Here is a 15,862-nt window from a genome sequence, read left to right on the forward strand (position 1 = left end):
TGCCGTCTAGGCAGAGGGAACCTTGATCGTCTCGATCTGACGGCTCAGGAACGCCCAGCCCGGCCGCGTCTGCCACGAGGCGATGGACCGGTTGTCCGCACCGTAGAGCGTGTCCGCCATCAGGACGTGGATCGATGTCCAGCCGTCGCGGACGATGTCCCAGGCTTCGGTGCCCAATGCCGTGCGCCTGGCCGCATCAGGCTCCTGGCCTATGTCCTCGATAAGGGCATTCAGCTTCGGATCATCGAGCAGATAGGTCTTTTTCACGCCGCTCTTCAGCCAGGGGATCATGAAATTCTCGCTCGTGAACCGCGGCTGGTTCGAAAACGGCACCAGCGCCCCGGCGATATAGGGGTCGTCGGGATCGCCGTTGAGATACGGCCGGAGCGTCGTGTATTCGATAGTTTCGATGTCGACCTTCACGCCGATCTTGGCCCATTGCGCGACGATGGCGAGCGTGACCTCGATGGTGTTGGGCAGCGCGCCGTTGCGGTTGGCAAGTTTCATGGAAAGTGTCAGGCCGTCCGTATAGCCGGCTTCCGCAAGCAGCGCCTTCGCCCCCTCGGGATCGTATGTCGCCAGTTCGTCGGCCCAGGGCTTGCTTGCCGCCAGGTCCACCGCATCCGCCGTCGGAGCGACACCCCAGGGCGCCAGCGGCAGCTTGGCAAAACCATGCATGAGCGTGTCGATGATCGTCTTGCGGTCGATCGCCTTCGACAGCGCGTGACGCACTCGAACATCCGATGTCGGGACCGATTTTGCCGCGTCGCTGAACGAGAAATAGATCATGATCCCGTAGTCGAGCCCGCCCGGGAAGGTGTAGATCGACGTGTCCTGCGCCCCTTCGATCTGCCGGACCCTGTCGGGGTCGAGTTCGACCAGATCGAGCTCCCCCGATTGTAGCATGACCAGCTGGGTCGACGGATCGGGAATGAGAACCCATTCCACCCGGCGCACTTCCGGGCTGACGCGCCAGTGGTTGTCCACCGCCTCGAAGGTCATGCCCTGGCCCCGGGTGCGCGAGACGAACTGATAGGGACCGGATCCGATCGGCAGCTTGTTCATCAGCCGGGTCTGCTCGTCAAAGCTCTCGCCCCCTTCTTCCAGAAGGTATTTCCGGGAAAACACGATCCCGGTGGCAGATTCGTGCGGTGAGAAGAGGTAGGGCAGCGATGCCTTGACGGTCCCGGTGCTGATTTCGAACGTGTACCTGTCGATCACCCGCATGTCCTTGACGGCATCCACCAGCGCCGTGCGGCCGGAACTTGCCACTTCGGGCTGCATCCAGCGATTGATGCTGAAGACCGCGTCCTCGGCGGTCACCTCGCCGTAGCCGCCGTGGAACTGCACGCCCTCGCGCAGCTTGAAGGTCCAGACGGTGCCGGACTCGTCGACGGTGTGGCTTTCGGCCAGGCCGGGTATCAGTTCGCTGTCGGGTCCGATTTCGAAAAGGCAGTCGTACAGCATCAGGTGGATGTGCGAGACAGTGCTGCGGACTTCGATCGTCGGGTCCAGATTTTCGCCGCCGAGAGCGATCTGCCCGATCCGCAGGGTTCCGGTCTCGCGTGCAAAGACCCGTCCGGGCAGGGTGGCGGTTGCTGCGATCCCCGCTGTTCCCGCAATGAACGCACGTCGGCTGATGCCCGAGGCAAGCCGAGCCAAGGATGTGTTTACAGGCATTCGCAATTCCTCCCCGATTTCACGAAAGTGAGATTTCCGGCCTCGAACTTCGGTCCTCCTCCGAGGCCGGTGGCGACGATGATAGGGATGGGGGAGTTTTCGTTTCAATCCGGAACCGGACCCGCATTGTCTTGAACTCACGCGCATAATTCGGAAATTCAGGATAATCGCACCTGCTGGTTTGAGGTATGGGATACCGGATCGACCATCATCCGAAACCGGGGGCGCAGCGTGACAGATTCCGATATTCTTGCTCGGACCCGGGCCTTCGGCGGTGGGGTGGCACGCCCATGTCATCCGGGCAATCCGGGCGGACGGCGGGCTTGCCGGTGAGCGAGCGGACCATCTCGTCCGAAACATGCACGGTCGAGACCGTGCATGGCAGGGTGCGTGGGGCTCATGCGGATGGCACAAGGATCTTTCGCGGCATTCGGTATGGCGAGTCGACGGCGGGAGCCAACAGGTTCCGCCCGCCATTGCCGCCGGAGTGCTGGGCCGGCATCAGGGACGCGCTGCACTGGGGTCCGTCCGCGCCGCAGGTTCCTGTCTCCCCCGCAGCCGACCCGGCGATGGGCTGGTATTCGGACATTCGCGAGGTCAGCGAGGATTGTCTCTTCCTGAACGTGTTCACGCCGGGCTGCGACGGGGGAGGGCGGCCGGTGATGGTCTGGCTTCACGGCGGCGGCTGGATGAACTATGCCTGCACCGCACGCGGTCTCGGGGGCGGCGGGCTCGCCCTTGCGCAGGACGTGGTCGTCGTCTCGGTCAACCACCGGCTCGGCGCGTTCGGCTATCTCGATCTTGGGCAGGACGACCCCGACTTCGCGGATGCCGGCAACGTCGGGCTTCTCGATCTTGTCGCGGCGTTGAATTGGGTGCGCGACAACATCGCGATGTTCGGCGGTGATCCCCGGAACGTCACCATTTTCGGACAGTCCGGCGGCGGGGCCAAGGTCGCCGCGCTGCTGGCGCTGCCGGCCGCGACGGGGTTGTACCACAAGGCGATCATACAGAGTTCGTCGGGCGGGCTTCGCATCGCCGGCAAGGTCGAGGCGGCGCACAACGCGCGGGTGCTGGCGCGGACGCTCGGGCTTCCGGCACCGGAGGGCAGAGCCTTGCAGGCCGTGCCCGTGGATCGCCTTCTGGATGCCCTCGCGATCCATCCCGGCGTGTTTCTGCCGGTTGTCGACGGGCGGCATTTCCATCGCGATCCCTTCGATCCCGACGCCCCCGGGCCCGGTGCCGAGGTGCCGCTCATTGTGGGATGCACCGAGACGGAAATCACGCTGCATCTGCGCAGTGACCTGCGGAATTTCCACCTTGGCATGCCGGAGGTCCGCGACCGGCTGAAGCGGTTCCTGTCCGCCGAAGATCCCGACATGGATCGCATCCTCGACGCGTATCGCGATTTGCATCCGCGCGCCTCGGCAAGCGATCTGCTGATCGCGATCGGAACCGATCAACTGTTCAAGCGCAACACCTACCGGATGGGCGCCCTGCACGGGTCGAAATCCCGCGCTCCCACCCATGCATATCTCTTTGCGCAATATTCTCCGGTGATGAACGGATACTTGCGCGCGCCGCATTGTTGCGACGTCCCATTCATCCTCGGAACGACCGACGCCGCGGCAGGCTTGGTCGGGAGCGGCGCGGAGGTTTCGGCCGTGAGCACCATGATGATGGCCACATGGGCGGCCTTTGCAAGAACCGGCTCGCCTGCGAATGACCACCTGCCGGAATGGCGCCCGTATTCCGACGCGGACCGGCCGGTCATGGTGCTGAACGCCGACCCGGAACTGAGGCCCGATCCGGGGCGGGAGGCCCGCGCAACGCTGGATGCGCTGCCCTGCTACGAGTATCATACCTCGCGGCTGTTGCTGACGCGGTAGACCCGCGCAACCCTTGTGATGACGAGGCGCCAGGGCTAGCATCGGCACCTGATCGTTTGGGAGAGCGGTCAATCGGGGGGAAAGTCATGATCGTGACGAACTTGGGTTCCAACACGCCGGCCAACCTGAATCTCTTGCAGGTTTTCGTACTTGTCGCGGAGCATCGGTGTTTCAAGGATGCCGCGCGCCTGCTCAACCGGTCTGAATCTTCGGTCAGCGCCAACATCAAGCAACTCGAATCCCAGCTGGGTGTGCCACTCTTCCACCGCACCACGCGCAGCGTCGAATTGAGTGCGGAAGGCACCGACCTGCTGCCCTGCGTGCTGCGCGCCATGTCGGAGTTGCAACAGGGTCTGGACAAGCTGCGCGGCGCGCAATGTGCCTCGGTCGATCACATCCGCATCTCGTGCTCCTCGACGGTTTTCGGGATGCTCATCTCGGCCCTGGAACGGTTTCAGGGCAAGCATCCGGACATCTCGGTGGACGTGACCGAACTGTCCCTGCACGAAATGACGGGCCGCATCCTGAAAGGCGAATTCGCCTTCGGCGTCGGTGCCGCATTTCCGTTTCACGAGGACCTCGAATTTCTGCCGCTCTTCGAGGAACCGCTGGTCGCCATGATCCCGAAGAGGTTCGATGAATCCCGCCTCTCCGCGATCACCTTGCGCGATCTGTGCCGGCTGCCCCTTGTCCTGCCGGCTAGTTCCAGCGTGACCCGGAATATCTTCGAAAAGGCGATACGGGACAACGGGCTGACATTCGATCCGGTCTACGAAGGGATGCAGTTCCACACCTTGCTGTCGGTTGCCGACAGCGGCCTTGGTGCGGCGATCCTGCCGGTGGGCCGGGGCGGCTGGTCCGACTACCCCGACGTGCGGATCGTGCCGATCGAGGCACCGGCCCTCACCCGAAAGCTCAGCATCGTGAAGGCGAGAAACACCGCCATCCATGGCACCGCGCGCCCGCTCGTCAACCTCGTGCGCCGGGAAGCCCGGAACTGGGATCAGCGGGTGCGAAAATACCTCGGATCGCGCGAAGCCGCGGTGAACTGACGCCGGTCCCGCATCCCCGTGATCGACAAGGGGAGAATGGCCGCCATTTCCGATCATGGCACGAAGATTGCTCTGATCCCCCAGGGCACGAGCCCGGTGCCGCATGTCCCGGTGCCGGCTGTGGCCCGAATCCAAGGGGGAGGAACCCATGACATTCATGAGAAATCTTTTGGCGGTCGCCTGTCTCGGCCTGACCGTGCCGGTGGCGGCGGATGCGGAAACCTACCGCGTTTCGCAGTGGCTTCCGGAGTCCCAGACGCTGACGCAGACCACCCGGTGGCTGTTCGATGAAGTGACCGAGGAAACTGGCGGCGCCCTCACCTTCGAGGTGTTCGCGGGCGGCGTGCTGGTTCCCGCCAAGGCGCATCTGAGCGCAATAGCGGACGGTGTCGCCCATGCTGGATTTGCCTATTCCGGCTACACGCCGTCCGAGACCCCTGTGACGGAGTCGCTGTCCGGCTTCGCCTACAAGGTGAAGGATCCGACGGTGCTGGCCGCGGCCTATGCGGACTTCATCGTGAACGACGCCGAAGCCAACCAGGAATACCGGGATCACGGCGTTGTCCCGATGGGCGGATGGGCCACGGCGAACACCGATCTGCTGTGCAACACGGCGCCGATGACCTCGCTCGCCGATCTCAAGGGCAAGCGGGTGCGCGTTCCCGGCGGTGCCTTTTCCAAGATGGCCGAGGCCCTCGGCATGATCCCGGTGAACGTGCCGTCGACCGAAGCATACCAGGCGCAGCAGACCGGACAGACCGACTGCATCTCGATGCGCCCCTCGTCGCTGAACATGGAGGACAACCTCGAAGACGTGACCAAGAGCGTGACGCTGCTCGGCACCGCGCCAACCTTTGCCTCGCCGATGCTCGTCTTCAATGACGAGTTCTGGCAGGGCCTCGACACCGCACAGCGTCGCGTCATCCTCGATCTCTTTGCCGAGGCGATGGCGCGGAACATGGTGTCGTCCCTTGCCCCGCAAAGCAAGGCACTGGAACAAGCGCAAGCGGACGGCATCGTTGTTGTCGAGGCGGATTCAACGATCACCGATGCGCTTCAGGCATGGGTCGATGCGGGAACCGGCGGCATGGTCGAGACCGCCAAGGCCAACGGAGTGGCCGATCCCGAGGTCGTGTATGCCCGCTTTCAGCGCTACCTGGACAAGTGGCAGGCGCTCTACGACCAGTTGGCCGACCCGCTCGACGAAGCGGCTCTGACGGCGATGTTCAAGGATAACCTGACCGACGGGATCGACGCCGCGACCTACGGCATGTGACGGGCCGGGACCGCCCCGGTTCCGACTCCGGCGAAATGAGAGGGGCTGCCGACACCTTCCGGACGTCGGCAGCCTCTTGCGTTCAGGGGACAGGTGTCAGTCGGTCCGATCGTCGCTCATTTGCGCGCGCGCTTCCTTCAGGGTTTCCGTCATGCCTGCGGGAATGACGAAACTGTCCATGGAAAAGCCGCCGCAGCAGTTGATTGCCTGCCCTGTGATGAAGGACGCTGCAGGGGAGACAAGGAACACCGCGAGGTCGGCCATGTCTTCAGGCGTGCCCAGGCGGCCGAGAGGCGTGCCGCGCAGGAAACGCTCGTGGATCGTGGGATGCACCATTTTGCTGAATAGCGGCGTTTCGATGGTGCCGGGGACCAGCACGTTGACCCGGATGTTGTCGACGCCCCATTCCAGCGCAAGTTGACGGCTCATCGCGATCAGCGCTCCCTTGGAGGCGCTGTAGGCAGATTTTCGGGCATAGCCGGTCACCCCCGCGAGCGATCCGACGTGAACGATTGCGGGGTTGGGGCTTTTGCGCAGGTACGGCAAGCAGGCGCGGGCCAGCAGCAGGGGGCCATGCACGTTGGTCTGGAACGCGTCGGCCCAGTCTTTCATGTCGACGTCTTCGAGCATGCAATTCTGGCTCCACGTCGCGGAATTGATCAGCGAGTCGATCCGGCCGTATTCCGCAACGGTTGCCGCGACGGCGACCTCGATCGCCTCCGGATCGGCGACGTTCATCCGGATGGCGATCGCCCGGCCCCCCTCGGCGCGAATGTCGCGGGCGACCACTTCGGCATTGTCGAGGTTCAAGTCGGCCACCACCACATGACCGTCGTTCGCGGCATAGGTTCGCGCGGTCGCGGCGCCCATGCCGCTGCCCCCGCCTGCGACCAGGGCAACCATGCCGTCGATCATCGACCGTTTCATCCAGTCCCGAGGCGTGATGCGCGGTGTCGCCGTGTTCTCGTTCATATCAGCCGATCCTGTCTTCTTTCATGATTTCAGGCCTGCAATGTCCGCCTCGGGTCAGAGCTGCAGCCCGTAGACTCGCCGGGCGGTGCCGCCGAAGATCATATTCCGCGCGTCATCCGAGCATGAAGCAGTCACGCGCTTGAACATGTTCCAAAGGGTGCCGTAGGACATCCCGGCCTTCTCGACGGGGAAATTCGACGACGCCATGCAGCGCTCCGGCCCGAAGAGGTCGAGACAGGGGGCGATCCAGGGATGCCAGAGCTCGGCCAGCGCGGCCGAGCCGATCGGCGCATCCGCATGCAGGAAGTCGTAGTTCCCGAGGTTCATGAGCATGCCGCCAAGCTTGATCGACACGTTCGGACAGTCCGCGACACGCTTCATCCCGTCCAGCCAGATGCGATGGGTGTCGCTGTCGGGGCCGGCATAGGCGGCATGCCCGACGGGACTTCCGTTGTGCACCAGGACGATGCGTGCCTCGGGCACCGCGCGGGCAAGGTCGGCAAGCTCGGACAGTTGCGGGTGAAAGACGCTGGCATCGAAACACAGGCCCAGGTCCGCCAGCCGACGCAGCCCGCGCCGGAAGGCGGGATCGCCGTAAAGCCCCCGCTCCGTCGCAAAGAACTTGGCATTGTCGTCCGGTTTTCCGGGACGCAGGCCGAACAGACGCGGATCGCTGTCCCATTTCCCGACCTGACGGATGCCGACTAACCGACCCTGTGCCGCCTCCGTATGCGCCTGGATCAGGGTAACCGCCTTGTCGCCCTGCCGCAGGTCGGCAAAGGCGACAATGCCCGCGGCGATGCGGGTTTTCGTCTGCAGATCGCGGTCGGCCGTCGCCGCCAACGCGGCGACAAATTCGGTTTCGCCCAGAGGACGCAGGTGGTCGGGACCATGCGTGCGGTACATCGTCTTGCATTCGACATGGATCGAAGCAACCACGTCGTGACCGCTCTCACGCAAGTCGCGGGCGTGGTGGGGCAATAGGTAGGGCTGGTCGGGGAAATGATTCCAGAGGTGGACATGCGGATCGACGATCGCGAGATCCGGCTCCAGCGGAGTCTCGGGTGCGGCCCTTGCAAGCCATTCCTCGTTCACCGGGTGAACACGGCCAAAGACCGGAATGTCGGTCGTCATCTGCACCCCCTGCCTGGCTTCGTCATCGCCTGACCGTCCTAGTCGAAGACAAACACACCCTTGCCGATCTTTTGCGAGTCGAAGAGCTCGTAGGCTTCCTTGGCCTGCGGAATCCTGAATTCGTGGGTAAAGAGCGCATCCACGTCCAGCCCGCGTTCGGCGACGTATTCGGCACAATCACTCTGCATGTTCTTGCTGAACGTCACCGAACCGATGACGGATTTCTGAAGCTGAATCACCTCGGCCACGTTGAAGGTGATGTCTCCGAAAACACCGACCAAGCAGGAGGTTCCCCAACGCCGCAGGCATTCTATGGATTGGCGCCGTGCGTCGGGGTTCGAACTGCACTCGATCGCGCTGTCGGCACCTTCGCCGCCGCGCGTGACGTCGCGGATCGCCGCCACCGGGTTGTCGGTCATCGGGTTGATCACCACGTCAGCGCCGAAATTCCGCGCCATTTCCAGACGTTCTTCACTGACATCCAAGGCGATGACCCGCGCACCCATCGCGCTTGCCATCATCGTGCAGCTCAGTCCTACCGGGCCTTGTCCGTAGATGGCGACCGTGTGATCGCCGGCAAGACGGATTTTCTTCAGCGCGCCATACGCCGTGCCGGTCCCGCAGGACACGGCGGCACCGGCCTTGAACGATAGCGCATCGGGAAGCTTGATCAGGGTGTGGGCGGGCACTTTCATATACTTCGCATGGGCGCCGTCACCGCGCAGCGCGCCGAACACGACCCGTCGATCCGTAGGACACATCTGCGTCCAACCCGAGCGGCAGTAGTTGCAGGTACGGCAACCGTCGTAGTGATGCACCATGACGCGGTCGCCGATGGCGGCTTCACCGGTCCGCACAGCCGAGCCGACCTCGACCACCACGCCGCACGGTTCGTGGCCTTCGATGACGATCTGGTCCGGCGTGCGCTTCGGGCCGCGATAGTAGTGCAGGTCGGAACCGCACATGCCCGAGGCTTTCATTTCCAGAATTACTTCGTCCGGGCCGGGCGTCGGATCGGCATAATCCCGGATTTCGAGTTCGCGTTCGCCCAGGAATACAATGACCTTCATGTGGGGTTCCTTGTTCGGCACAAAATGGGATGCGCGCCATACTGCAATGGCCGGTATATGCTGCCGCAAAACCCGTGCCAGCGGAGGCGGCGGATCGTTCAGCGGTAAAACAGATCCGGCAGCCAAGTGGCAACGGATGGCATGAAGATCAGCACGACGATCAGACCGAGCATCGGGATCAGGAAGGGCAGGGTACCGATTGCCACATCACCAAAGGGCCCGCCGTTAGTGCGTAGCCCCTGTGCCACAAAAAGGTTCATCCCGATCGGCGGCGTTATTAGCGCCAGTTCCATCAGCAAGGTCAGCACGATGCCGAACCAGACATCGGAATACCCTGTCACGCCCAGCGACATGACCACCGGAAAGACAATCGGCAGTGTGAGCAGCATCATCGACAGCGTCTCCATGAACATGCCGATCACCAAGTAGAAGGCGACCAGCAGGAACATGACCTGAACCGGCGACAGCCCCAGGCCCGTCATGAACCCGAGCATGGCGTCGGTGACCCCCATGAACCCGATCACGAAGTTCAGGAACAACGCCGCATAAACGATCAGCAGTATCATGCCCGTGGTGATCATCGTTCGCTCGAACGCGGCGAGGAGCATCCGGAGGCTGAGTTGCCCGTAAAGGGCCGCGAGGACCAGTGCCGTACAGACGCCTAGTGACGCAGCCTCGGTCGGGGTGGCAATACCCCCGTAGATGGAGCCGACAACCGCCCCGAAGATGATCGCCGGACCTAGCAAGTCGGGAAGGCTGCTGAACCGGGCGCGCCAGCTTGTCCGAACCCTTTCTCCGCTCCACGCCGGGCGGTAAAGGCACAGGCACAGGGCGGTCACCGAAAATAGCATGGCCAGCGCGATGCCCGGAACGATCCCGGCCAGGTACAGCTCGGGGATCGACGTGTTTGTCATGACCCCGAATAGGATCAGTCCGATGGACGGCGGGATGAGGATGCCGAGCGTTCCCCCCGCGGCGAGCGAGCCGAGGAAGATACCTTCGTGATACTTTCGGCGCTCGATTTCCGGATAGGCGACGGTACCGATGGTCGCGATGGTCGCGACGCTCGAGCCCGAGGTCGCGGCGAACAGCGCCGAAGAGCCAATGTTTGCGTGCATCAGCCCCCCAGGCAGCCACGAGATCCACTGGGCCACGGAATTGTACATCCGCCCGGCGATGCCAGAGCGCAGCATGATCTCGCCCAGCAGGATGAACAGCGGGACCGAGATCATGATGAAGCCGATGCTCTGCTCCCAGTAGATGTCGCCCATGGCGTTCAGCAGGCGGCCCCGCGACGTGGCCTCGGCCATGACGACGGCAAGAACGCTGAGCACGGTGGCGACCGGCACCGCGAACAGCACCAGCGCGAGTAGACCTGCGGCAATGAGAGGAAACATGATTTCGGCCATTTCAGTCTTGTAGGGTGGATGAGACGGGCGGGGTGTAGTCCTGGGCTTCCTCCTCGATGGCCTCGGCCACCGAAGGCACCCCCGCGATCCTGCCGACCAGGGCCCATTCTCGCCTGAACAGGGCAGAGATCGCGTAGAGTGTCACGACGCCCGTCACGATGACAAAAACCGCAAATCCGCCGACCCAGAACAATTGCGGGATCCACAACCGGATGCCCAGGGGAGAGATGGATCGGGAATTGGCCTCCCACGAGGACAGCAGCACCTCGGACGCGGACCGTGCCAGCATCACCGCCACGCCGAGAAACAGCACGAGGCCCAGCACATCGAGCACCGCCTTCACGCGGGGCGGAAGCCATGTGTAGGCGGTGTCGATGCGCACGTTGGCACGCCGGATCAGGACGAGCGGATAGGCCATCGTGATCGCGACCGCAAAAATGTATCCGGCGAGTTCGGGAGCATGTTGCAGCGTCACGCCGAACATCTTGCGTACCAGGACGTCGCAGGACACCATCACGGCTATGAACAGGATTGCGCCGCCGCCGATCCAGGATGCTACCTGCGAAATTTTCTCTATTCTGCCATGGAGTATGCGAAACGACATCTTGGAACACTCATCTTGTTTTCGGGAAAGTGATCGGGTCGATACGGGGCGTGCGAATTCGGCCGTCCCGCATCGACCTTCAACGGCGGATCACTTGGCGATCGAATAGCCGACGACCGGACCCACGGTCGCATTCCAGTCGTCGATGCAGCGCTCCGAGCCGCAGCGGTCGGCCCAACGCGGCAGGATCACCGTTTCGATGATGCCCTTGACCTTCGCAAGATCATCGTCACTCAGCGCCACTTCCGTCAGATTGCCGTTTTCGCCGTAGGGGCAATCACCGGAGCCCATGCAGGCCTGGCTTCCGCTCTCGTACTCGGCAGTCTGGTCCAGCATCCGGGCCTGCAGATCGGTCATGCTGGTTTCCAGCACCGCCTGCGCCTCGGGGGTCAGACTGTTCCAGGTGTCGAGATTGATCGCAACATAGCTGGCCGAATAGTTGGCGTTCAGCGGAAAGACGTGGGTGACCACCTGGTAGAGCTTGGCATTGTAGGCCGAGAGCGACGAGGCCATGAAGCAATCCGCGGTCCCGCGCTGAAGCGCCGTGACTACCTCGGCAAAGGGTATCGCCACGGGAACCGCGCCGAGGCCTTCGATGAAATCGGAAATTGCAGTGCCGAAGCTGCGGATCTTCTTGCCTTCGAGATCCGCCAGCGAAAGGTCCGTCCGGCTCTTGTCGCCGAGATTGCAGTAGAGCTGCGATTGTGGCCAGGCATAGATCGCCAGCAGCTTGGAATTGTATTTCTCGGCGAATTCGCGGTCGAGAACCGGGCGATAGGCCTCATACGCCGCCTTGAAGCTGGCAATGTCCGGGGTGACGGCGGCCAGGCTGGCGCCTTCCATCTCGGGGCTGTCCTGGGTCACATAGGCCAACGATCCGGAAGCGATGTCATACACCCCGGTGCGCAGCAGCTTCATCAGCTCGAATCCGGTCAGGCCGAGCTGGTCGAACGGCACGGCATTGGCCGTGAGCTTTCCTCCGGAGGCTTCGGGTAGGGTCGTTTCGAAGTACGGCTGCTGGAAGTCCTTGTACCAGAAGGACGAGCTGTAGTCCGCGACGGTCTCGAACCGGATATCGTCCACGGTGCCGGCCGCGGCCATGCCCGCACTGGACAGGGCCATCATGCCCAGGGTCGCCGCGATCATCCCCTTGTTCAGGATGCCATGCTTTTTCATTGGGTCTCCTCCCGTTTTCCGCGTCGCTGACATTTTTGCCGGACTGCGGCTTGCAGGCCGCCAGAACGCAAATTCCGTGCCAGAGGCACTTCGGGTGCGCGCCCATCGCGGCGCTCCGGGATCGGTGCCCCGGAGTGCCGTGGCGTGCTCAGAGCTTCATGGCGAAGGGATCGCGTTCCTCGTCCGAGAAACTGACCATCACGTTCTTCGTCACGGTGTAGGGATCAAGTGCCTCTTCGCCGCGCTCGCGACCCGAACCGCTGTCCTTGATGCCGCCGAAGGGCGCCTGCACGGCCGCCGCGCGATAGGTGTTCACCCAGACCATGCCGGCCCGGATCTCGCGCGAGACACGCATCGCGCGCGACAGGTTGGTGGTCCAAATTCCCGCCGCCAGTCCGAAATCGGTATCGTTGCCCAGGGCGACGACCTCTTCTTCGGTGTCGAAGGGAAGGATCGACAGCACGGGGCCGAAAATTTCTTCCTGTGCCACCTGCATGTCGTTGCGCACGTCGCCGAAGATCGTCGGTTCGATGAAGAAGCCGTTATCGAGTCCCTCTCCCGTAGCGGCCTTGCCGCCGGTCAGAAGGTTGGCGCCGGCATCGACGGCCCCCGAGATGCAGGAGAGGATACGGTCGAACTGGGCCTTGTTGGCTGCGGTGCCCATCTCGGTCGCGGGATCGAGCGGATTGCCGAGTTTGATGCTCCGGGCCCGCGCCACCAGAGTCTCGGCGACCTGCTGATAGACCGGGCGCTGTACGAACAGGCGCGATCCCGCGATGCAGGACTGGCCGGTGCCGCCGAAAATGCCGGCAAGGGCGCCGATGGTGGCTTTGCGTATGTCGGCATCCTCGAAGATGATGTTGGGGGACTTGCCGCCCAGTTCCATCGTCACCGGGATCAGCCGGCGCCCGGCGGCGGCGGAAATCTCCCGCCCGACCGCGGGACTGCCGGTGAATGACACGCAGTCTACCCTGCCGCTCGATAGCAGCGCCTTGCCGACACGGGCGTCGCCGGTGACGACGTTGACGACTCCGGGGGGGAACCCCGCGGCTTCGACGAGTTTCGCGAATTCGAGCGTCGTGCAGGAGGCATGCTCGGAGGGTTTGATGACGATGCAATTCCCTGCGGCGATCGCCGGGGCCAGCTTGTTGGACAAGAGGTGCATGGGAGAATTCCACGCCGTGACCGCGACGACGACACCGGCCGGTTCGCGGCGCGTGTAGTCCAGGATGTCGCGATCATCGAGCGGGATCGACTTGCCCCAGATCTTGTCGGCATAACCTGCGAAGAACCGGTACGCGCGCGCGGCAAAGTGCATCTGGGACCGGGTTTCCCGGATCACCTTGCCGTTGTCGGTGGTCTCGAGCACGCTCATCCGGTCGGCATCCGCTTCCAGCAGATCGGCCAGCCGCATGAGCAATTGCGCGCGGTGCCAGCCGGAAGTCTTGCGCCAGCTCGTCTCGAACGCCGCGCGGGCGCTGTCGATCGCCTCGGCGACCTGACTGTCGGAGGCCTGCGGTACCATGGCCCAGGTTTCGCCGGAATAGGGGTTTATAGCAGGGAAATATTCCTGATCCGCCGCAGCGACCCATTTGCCGTCGATGTAGAGTTTGTAGGTTTCGGTCATGGCTGGTTCGTGTCCTTTGGTTCGCAACGGTGTGCCTGCCCCGCCGGGTACGAGGGGCTATGTGCTAGATCGGAAGGTTGTAGATGCGCCGGGCATTTCCGCTGAACATCAGGGCGCGTTCGTCGGGCGAGCAGCCCTCGGTGATGCGCTTGTACATGTTCCAGATCGTGCCATAGCCGCACCCGGCCCGCTCGACCGGGAAGTTGGACGACACCATGCAGCGCTCGGGTCCGAACAGATCCAGGCAGGGGTCGAGATAGAGACGCCAGAGGTCTGCAAGTTCGGCCGAGGCCGGCGGGCGTTCGGCGCGGGTAAAATCGAAATTGCCCAAGCACATCAGAAGGCCGCCCAGCTTGACCGAGACGTTCGGGCAGGCGGCGACTTCCTTCATCCCCCGCAGCCAGGTTGCATGCGTTTCCGCCTCGCGACCGGCATAGCTGGAATGGCCGATGGGGCTGCCGGTGTGGACCAGGACGATGCTGGTTCCGGGATGGCGCCTGGCGATTTCTGCGACCTCGCCCAGCTGCGGGTGAAAGACGCTGGCATCGAAGGCCAGCCCCTTCTTGCCCAGCAGGTCGAGGCCTTCGCCGAATTTCGGGTCGAGGTAGCGCTCGGGCAGGCTGGCGCCGACACCGCCGTTCACTGCCGGGTCCGCATCCCACTTGCCGCGCTGCCGGATGCCGACGAGGCGACCGTTTGCCGCCTCGATATGCGCGTCGATGGCTTCTTCGGTCAGCGCCCCCTGCGCGAGGTCTGCAAAGGCGATGATCCCCGCCGCCGCGCGGCAGTCGGTATAGGCGCCGCTGTCGGCAATCGCCGCCTGGCCGACGGCGAATTCGGTCTCACCTACCGAACGCAGATGGACTGGACCGTGTTTGCGGTACATCGCATGGCATTCGACGAATATGGTCGCCTCGATGGCGTGTCCGCCGGCCTTCACATCGGCGGCAAGTTCGTCGAGAAAGTAGCGGTAGCCGCTGGCGTGATCCCAGAAGTGCATGTGCGGGTCGATGATCGCAAGATCGGGGTCCAGCGTCTGCTCGGGCAGCGCTTTGGCCAGCCAGGCATCGTCGGGTTTCTTCGTCTTGCCGAAGGTCGGAATCGCGGGTTCGGTCATCTGCGAAATCCCCCGATTTCAGGCTTCGGACGCGACGTAGCTGGCGCCGGTGATCCGGGCGAACGCCGTGGTCATTTCGTCGAGCTTCGCATCGGGCGCGAGGAAGCTGCCGAGCATCCGGTAGACCCCGTGCGCTGTATTGGCGAGCATCATCGGCGCGCCGCACGCGGCCCCGGTGCCGACCGCAAGCGCCAGTGGTCCGAGCAGGTCGTCCAGCGTCCCGTCCGACGTCTTTTCGCCGAATACCAGATGCGGCAGGATCTTTTCCGAACTCTCGCTGCGGCCGGTGCTTGTCTTGAGGATCTCGTTCATGTCGCCAAGCGCGAGGCCGTACTTGATCCCGAGCGTCACGGCTTCGTAGGTGATGATCCGCGTGCAGGCCGCGATGGCGGCATTGACGAGGTTGGCGGCCTGCGCCTGACCCGCGTCCTGGCCGCAATGGATGATCTTGGGGCTGATGGTTTCAAGGAGCGGGCGGAGTCGGGCAATGGCGGGATCGGGACCGTCGCAGAGGACGGACATGCCGCCATCGACGGCATCGGCGGGTATGCCGCAGATCAATGCTCCGACGAGGGTCGGGCGCCGCCCGCCGAGTTCGATCAGATCCGCCGCGATGGCGCGCAGCGACTCCGGCGCAAGGGCTGCCTCGCTGACCAGCAGCGCGCCGTCCGGCAGGGTATGAGCCAACCCGTCGGGACCGAGGATCAGGTCCCGCAAATCCCTCTCCGTGTCGGCATCGACAAAGACGGCGCCCAGAACTTCCGGCGTCGCGCCGGCCGTACCGAGTTTCGGAGCGGCGAGGCGCCGGGCGATGGGGGCGGGGGCAGAGCCGACCGAGATGCGTGCGATTTTCATG

The 15,862-nt window shown here is 63.6% G+C and carries 13 protein-coding genes; 3 read left to right on the forward strand and 10 right to left on the reverse strand.

What is annotated here, in order from left to right:
* Nucleotides 1-6 precede the first annotated feature (6 nt).
* Nucleotides 7-1,680 (reverse strand): ABC transporter substrate-binding protein, encoded by a 1,674-nt coding sequence (locus ACN0RJ_RS18130; protein WP_417725142.1) that lies wholly within the window; start codon nt 1,678-1,680, stop codon nt 7-9.
* A 290-nt stretch (nt 1,681-1,970) separates the two neighbouring features.
* Between ACN0RJ_RS18130 and ACN0RJ_RS18135 the strand changes: the two genes are divergently transcribed.
* The 3 genes from ACN0RJ_RS18135 to dctP all read left to right on the forward strand — a co-directional run bounded on the left by ACN0RJ_RS18135 (nt 1,971) and on the right by dctP (nt 5,897).
* Entirely contained in the window at nt 1,971-3,569 is a 1,599-nt protein-coding gene (locus ACN0RJ_RS18135) for a carboxylesterase/lipase family protein (RefSeq protein WP_417725143.1), read from the forward strand.
* Nucleotides 3,570-3,655: 86 nt separating this feature from the next.
* The gene (locus ACN0RJ_RS18140; protein WP_417725144.1) at nt 3,656-4,621 is read left to right on the forward strand and encodes a LysR family transcriptional regulator; all 966 of its coding nucleotides are present in this window, start codon (nt 3,656-3,658) and stop codon (nt 4,619-4,621) included.
* Between the two features lie 148 nt (nt 4,622-4,769).
* Nucleotides 4,770-5,897, forward strand: coding sequence for a TRAP transporter substrate-binding protein DctP (gene dctP / locus ACN0RJ_RS18145; protein ID WP_417725145.1), 1,128 nt, complete (start codon nt 4,770-4,772; stop codon nt 5,895-5,897).
* A gap of 96 nt (nt 5,898-5,993) precedes the next feature.
* On the opposite strand, the gene ACN0RJ_RS18150 is transcribed toward dctP, so the two are convergent.
* The 9 genes from ACN0RJ_RS18150 to ACN0RJ_RS18190 all read right to left on the reverse strand — a co-directional run bounded on the left by ACN0RJ_RS18150 (nt 5,994) and on the right by ACN0RJ_RS18190 (nt 15,861).
* Nucleotides 5,994-6,869: an SDR family NAD(P)-dependent oxidoreductase gene (locus tag ACN0RJ_RS18150; protein WP_417725146.1), complete on the reverse strand. Its 876-nt coding sequence runs from the start codon at nt 6,867-6,869 to the stop codon at nt 5,994-5,996.
* 54 nt (nt 6,870-6,923) lie between these two features.
* Nucleotides 6,924-8,003: an amidohydrolase family protein gene (locus tag ACN0RJ_RS18155; RefSeq protein WP_417725147.1), complete on the reverse strand. Its 1,080-nt coding sequence runs from the start codon at nt 8,001-8,003 to the stop codon at nt 6,924-6,926.
* Nucleotides 8,004-8,041: 38 nt separating this feature from the next.
* The gene (locus ACN0RJ_RS18160; protein WP_417725148.1) at nt 8,042-9,073 is read right to left on the reverse strand and encodes a zinc-dependent alcohol dehydrogenase family protein; all 1,032 of its coding nucleotides are present in this window, start codon (nt 9,071-9,073) and stop codon (nt 8,042-8,044) included.
* A gap of 98 nt (nt 9,074-9,171) precedes the next feature.
* A complete protein-coding gene (locus tag ACN0RJ_RS18165) occupies nt 9,172-10,482 on the reverse strand; it encodes a TRAP transporter large permease (protein ID WP_417725149.1) in 1,311 nt (436 codons plus the stop codon).
* Between the two features lies 1 nt (nt 10,483).
* Nucleotides 10,484-11,086, reverse strand: coding sequence for a TRAP transporter small permease subunit (locus tag ACN0RJ_RS18170; protein ID WP_417725150.1), 603 nt, complete (start codon nt 11,084-11,086; stop codon nt 10,484-10,486).
* A gap of 90 nt (nt 11,087-11,176) precedes the next feature.
* On the reverse strand, nt 11,177-12,262 hold the full coding sequence (locus ACN0RJ_RS18175) for a TRAP transporter substrate-binding protein (protein ID WP_417725151.1): 1,086 nt from the start codon (nt 12,260-12,262) through the stop codon (nt 11,177-11,179).
* 148 nt (nt 12,263-12,410) lie between these two features.
* The gene (locus tag ACN0RJ_RS18180) at nt 12,411-13,889 is read right to left on the reverse strand and encodes an aldehyde dehydrogenase (RefSeq protein ID WP_417725152.1); all 1,479 of its coding nucleotides are present in this window, start codon (nt 13,887-13,889) and stop codon (nt 12,411-12,413) included.
* A gap of 64 nt (nt 13,890-13,953) precedes the next feature.
* On the reverse strand, nt 13,954-15,006 hold the full coding sequence (locus ACN0RJ_RS18185; protein ID WP_417725153.1) for an amidohydrolase family protein: 1,053 nt from the start codon (nt 15,004-15,006) through the stop codon (nt 13,954-13,956).
* Between the two features lie 18 nt (nt 15,007-15,024).
* Nucleotides 15,025-15,861 (reverse strand): NAD-binding protein, encoded by an 837-nt coding sequence (locus tag ACN0RJ_RS18190; RefSeq protein ID WP_417725154.1) that lies wholly within the window; start codon nt 15,859-15,861, stop codon nt 15,025-15,027.
* Nucleotide 15,862: the final 1 nt, after the last annotated feature.

Source organism: Salipiger sp., from assembly GCF_048261495.1.
In the GTDB taxonomy this organism is placed as follows: Bacteria; Pseudomonadota; Alphaproteobacteria; order Rhodobacterales; family Rhodobacteraceae; genus Salipiger.

Coding starts and splice junctions, on each gene's coding strand:
- ACN0RJ_RS18160 (WP_417725148.1), bottom strand. CDS start 9,073: ATGAAGGTCATTGTATTCCTGGGCGAACGCGAACTCGAAATCCGGGAT.
- ACN0RJ_RS18180 (WP_417725152.1), bottom strand. CDS start 13,889: ATGACCGAAACCTACAAACTCTACATCGACGGCAAATGGGTCGCTGCG.
- ACN0RJ_RS18170 (WP_417725150.1), bottom strand. CDS start 11,086: ATGTCGTTTCGCATACTCCATGGCAGAATAGAGAAAATTTCGCAGGTA.
- ACN0RJ_RS18185 (WP_417725153.1), bottom strand. CDS start 15,006: ATGACCGAACCCGCGATTCCGACCTTCGGCAAGACGAAGAAACCCGAC.
- ACN0RJ_RS18155 (WP_417725147.1), bottom strand. CDS start 8,003: ATGACGACCGACATTCCGGTCTTTGGCCGTGTTCACCCGGTGAACGAG.
- ACN0RJ_RS18190 (WP_417725154.1), bottom strand. CDS start 15,861: ATGAAAATCGCACGCATCTCGGTCGGCTCTGCCCCCGCCCCCATCGCC.
- ACN0RJ_RS18130 (WP_417725142.1), bottom strand. CDS start 1,680: ATGCCTGTAAACACATCCTTGGCTCGGCTTGCCTCGGGCATCAGCCGA.
- ACN0RJ_RS18150 (WP_417725146.1), bottom strand. CDS start 6,869: ATGAACGAGAACACGGCGACACCGCGCATCACGCCTCGGGACTGGATG.
- dctP (WP_417725145.1), top strand. CDS start 4,770: ATGACATTCATGAGAAATCTTTTGGCGGTCGCCTGTCTCGGCCTGACC.
- ACN0RJ_RS18135 (WP_417725143.1), top strand. CDS start 1,971: ATGTCATCCGGGCAATCCGGGCGGACGGCGGGCTTGCCGGTGAGCGAG.
- ACN0RJ_RS18140 (WP_417725144.1), top strand. CDS start 3,656: ATGATCGTGACGAACTTGGGTTCCAACACGCCGGCCAACCTGAATCTC.
- ACN0RJ_RS18175 (WP_417725151.1), bottom strand. CDS start 12,262: ATGAAAAAGCATGGCATCCTGAACAAGGGGATGATCGCGGCGACCCTG.
- ACN0RJ_RS18165 (WP_417725149.1), bottom strand. CDS start 10,482: ATGGCCGAAATCATGTTTCCTCTCATTGCCGCAGGTCTACTCGCGCTG.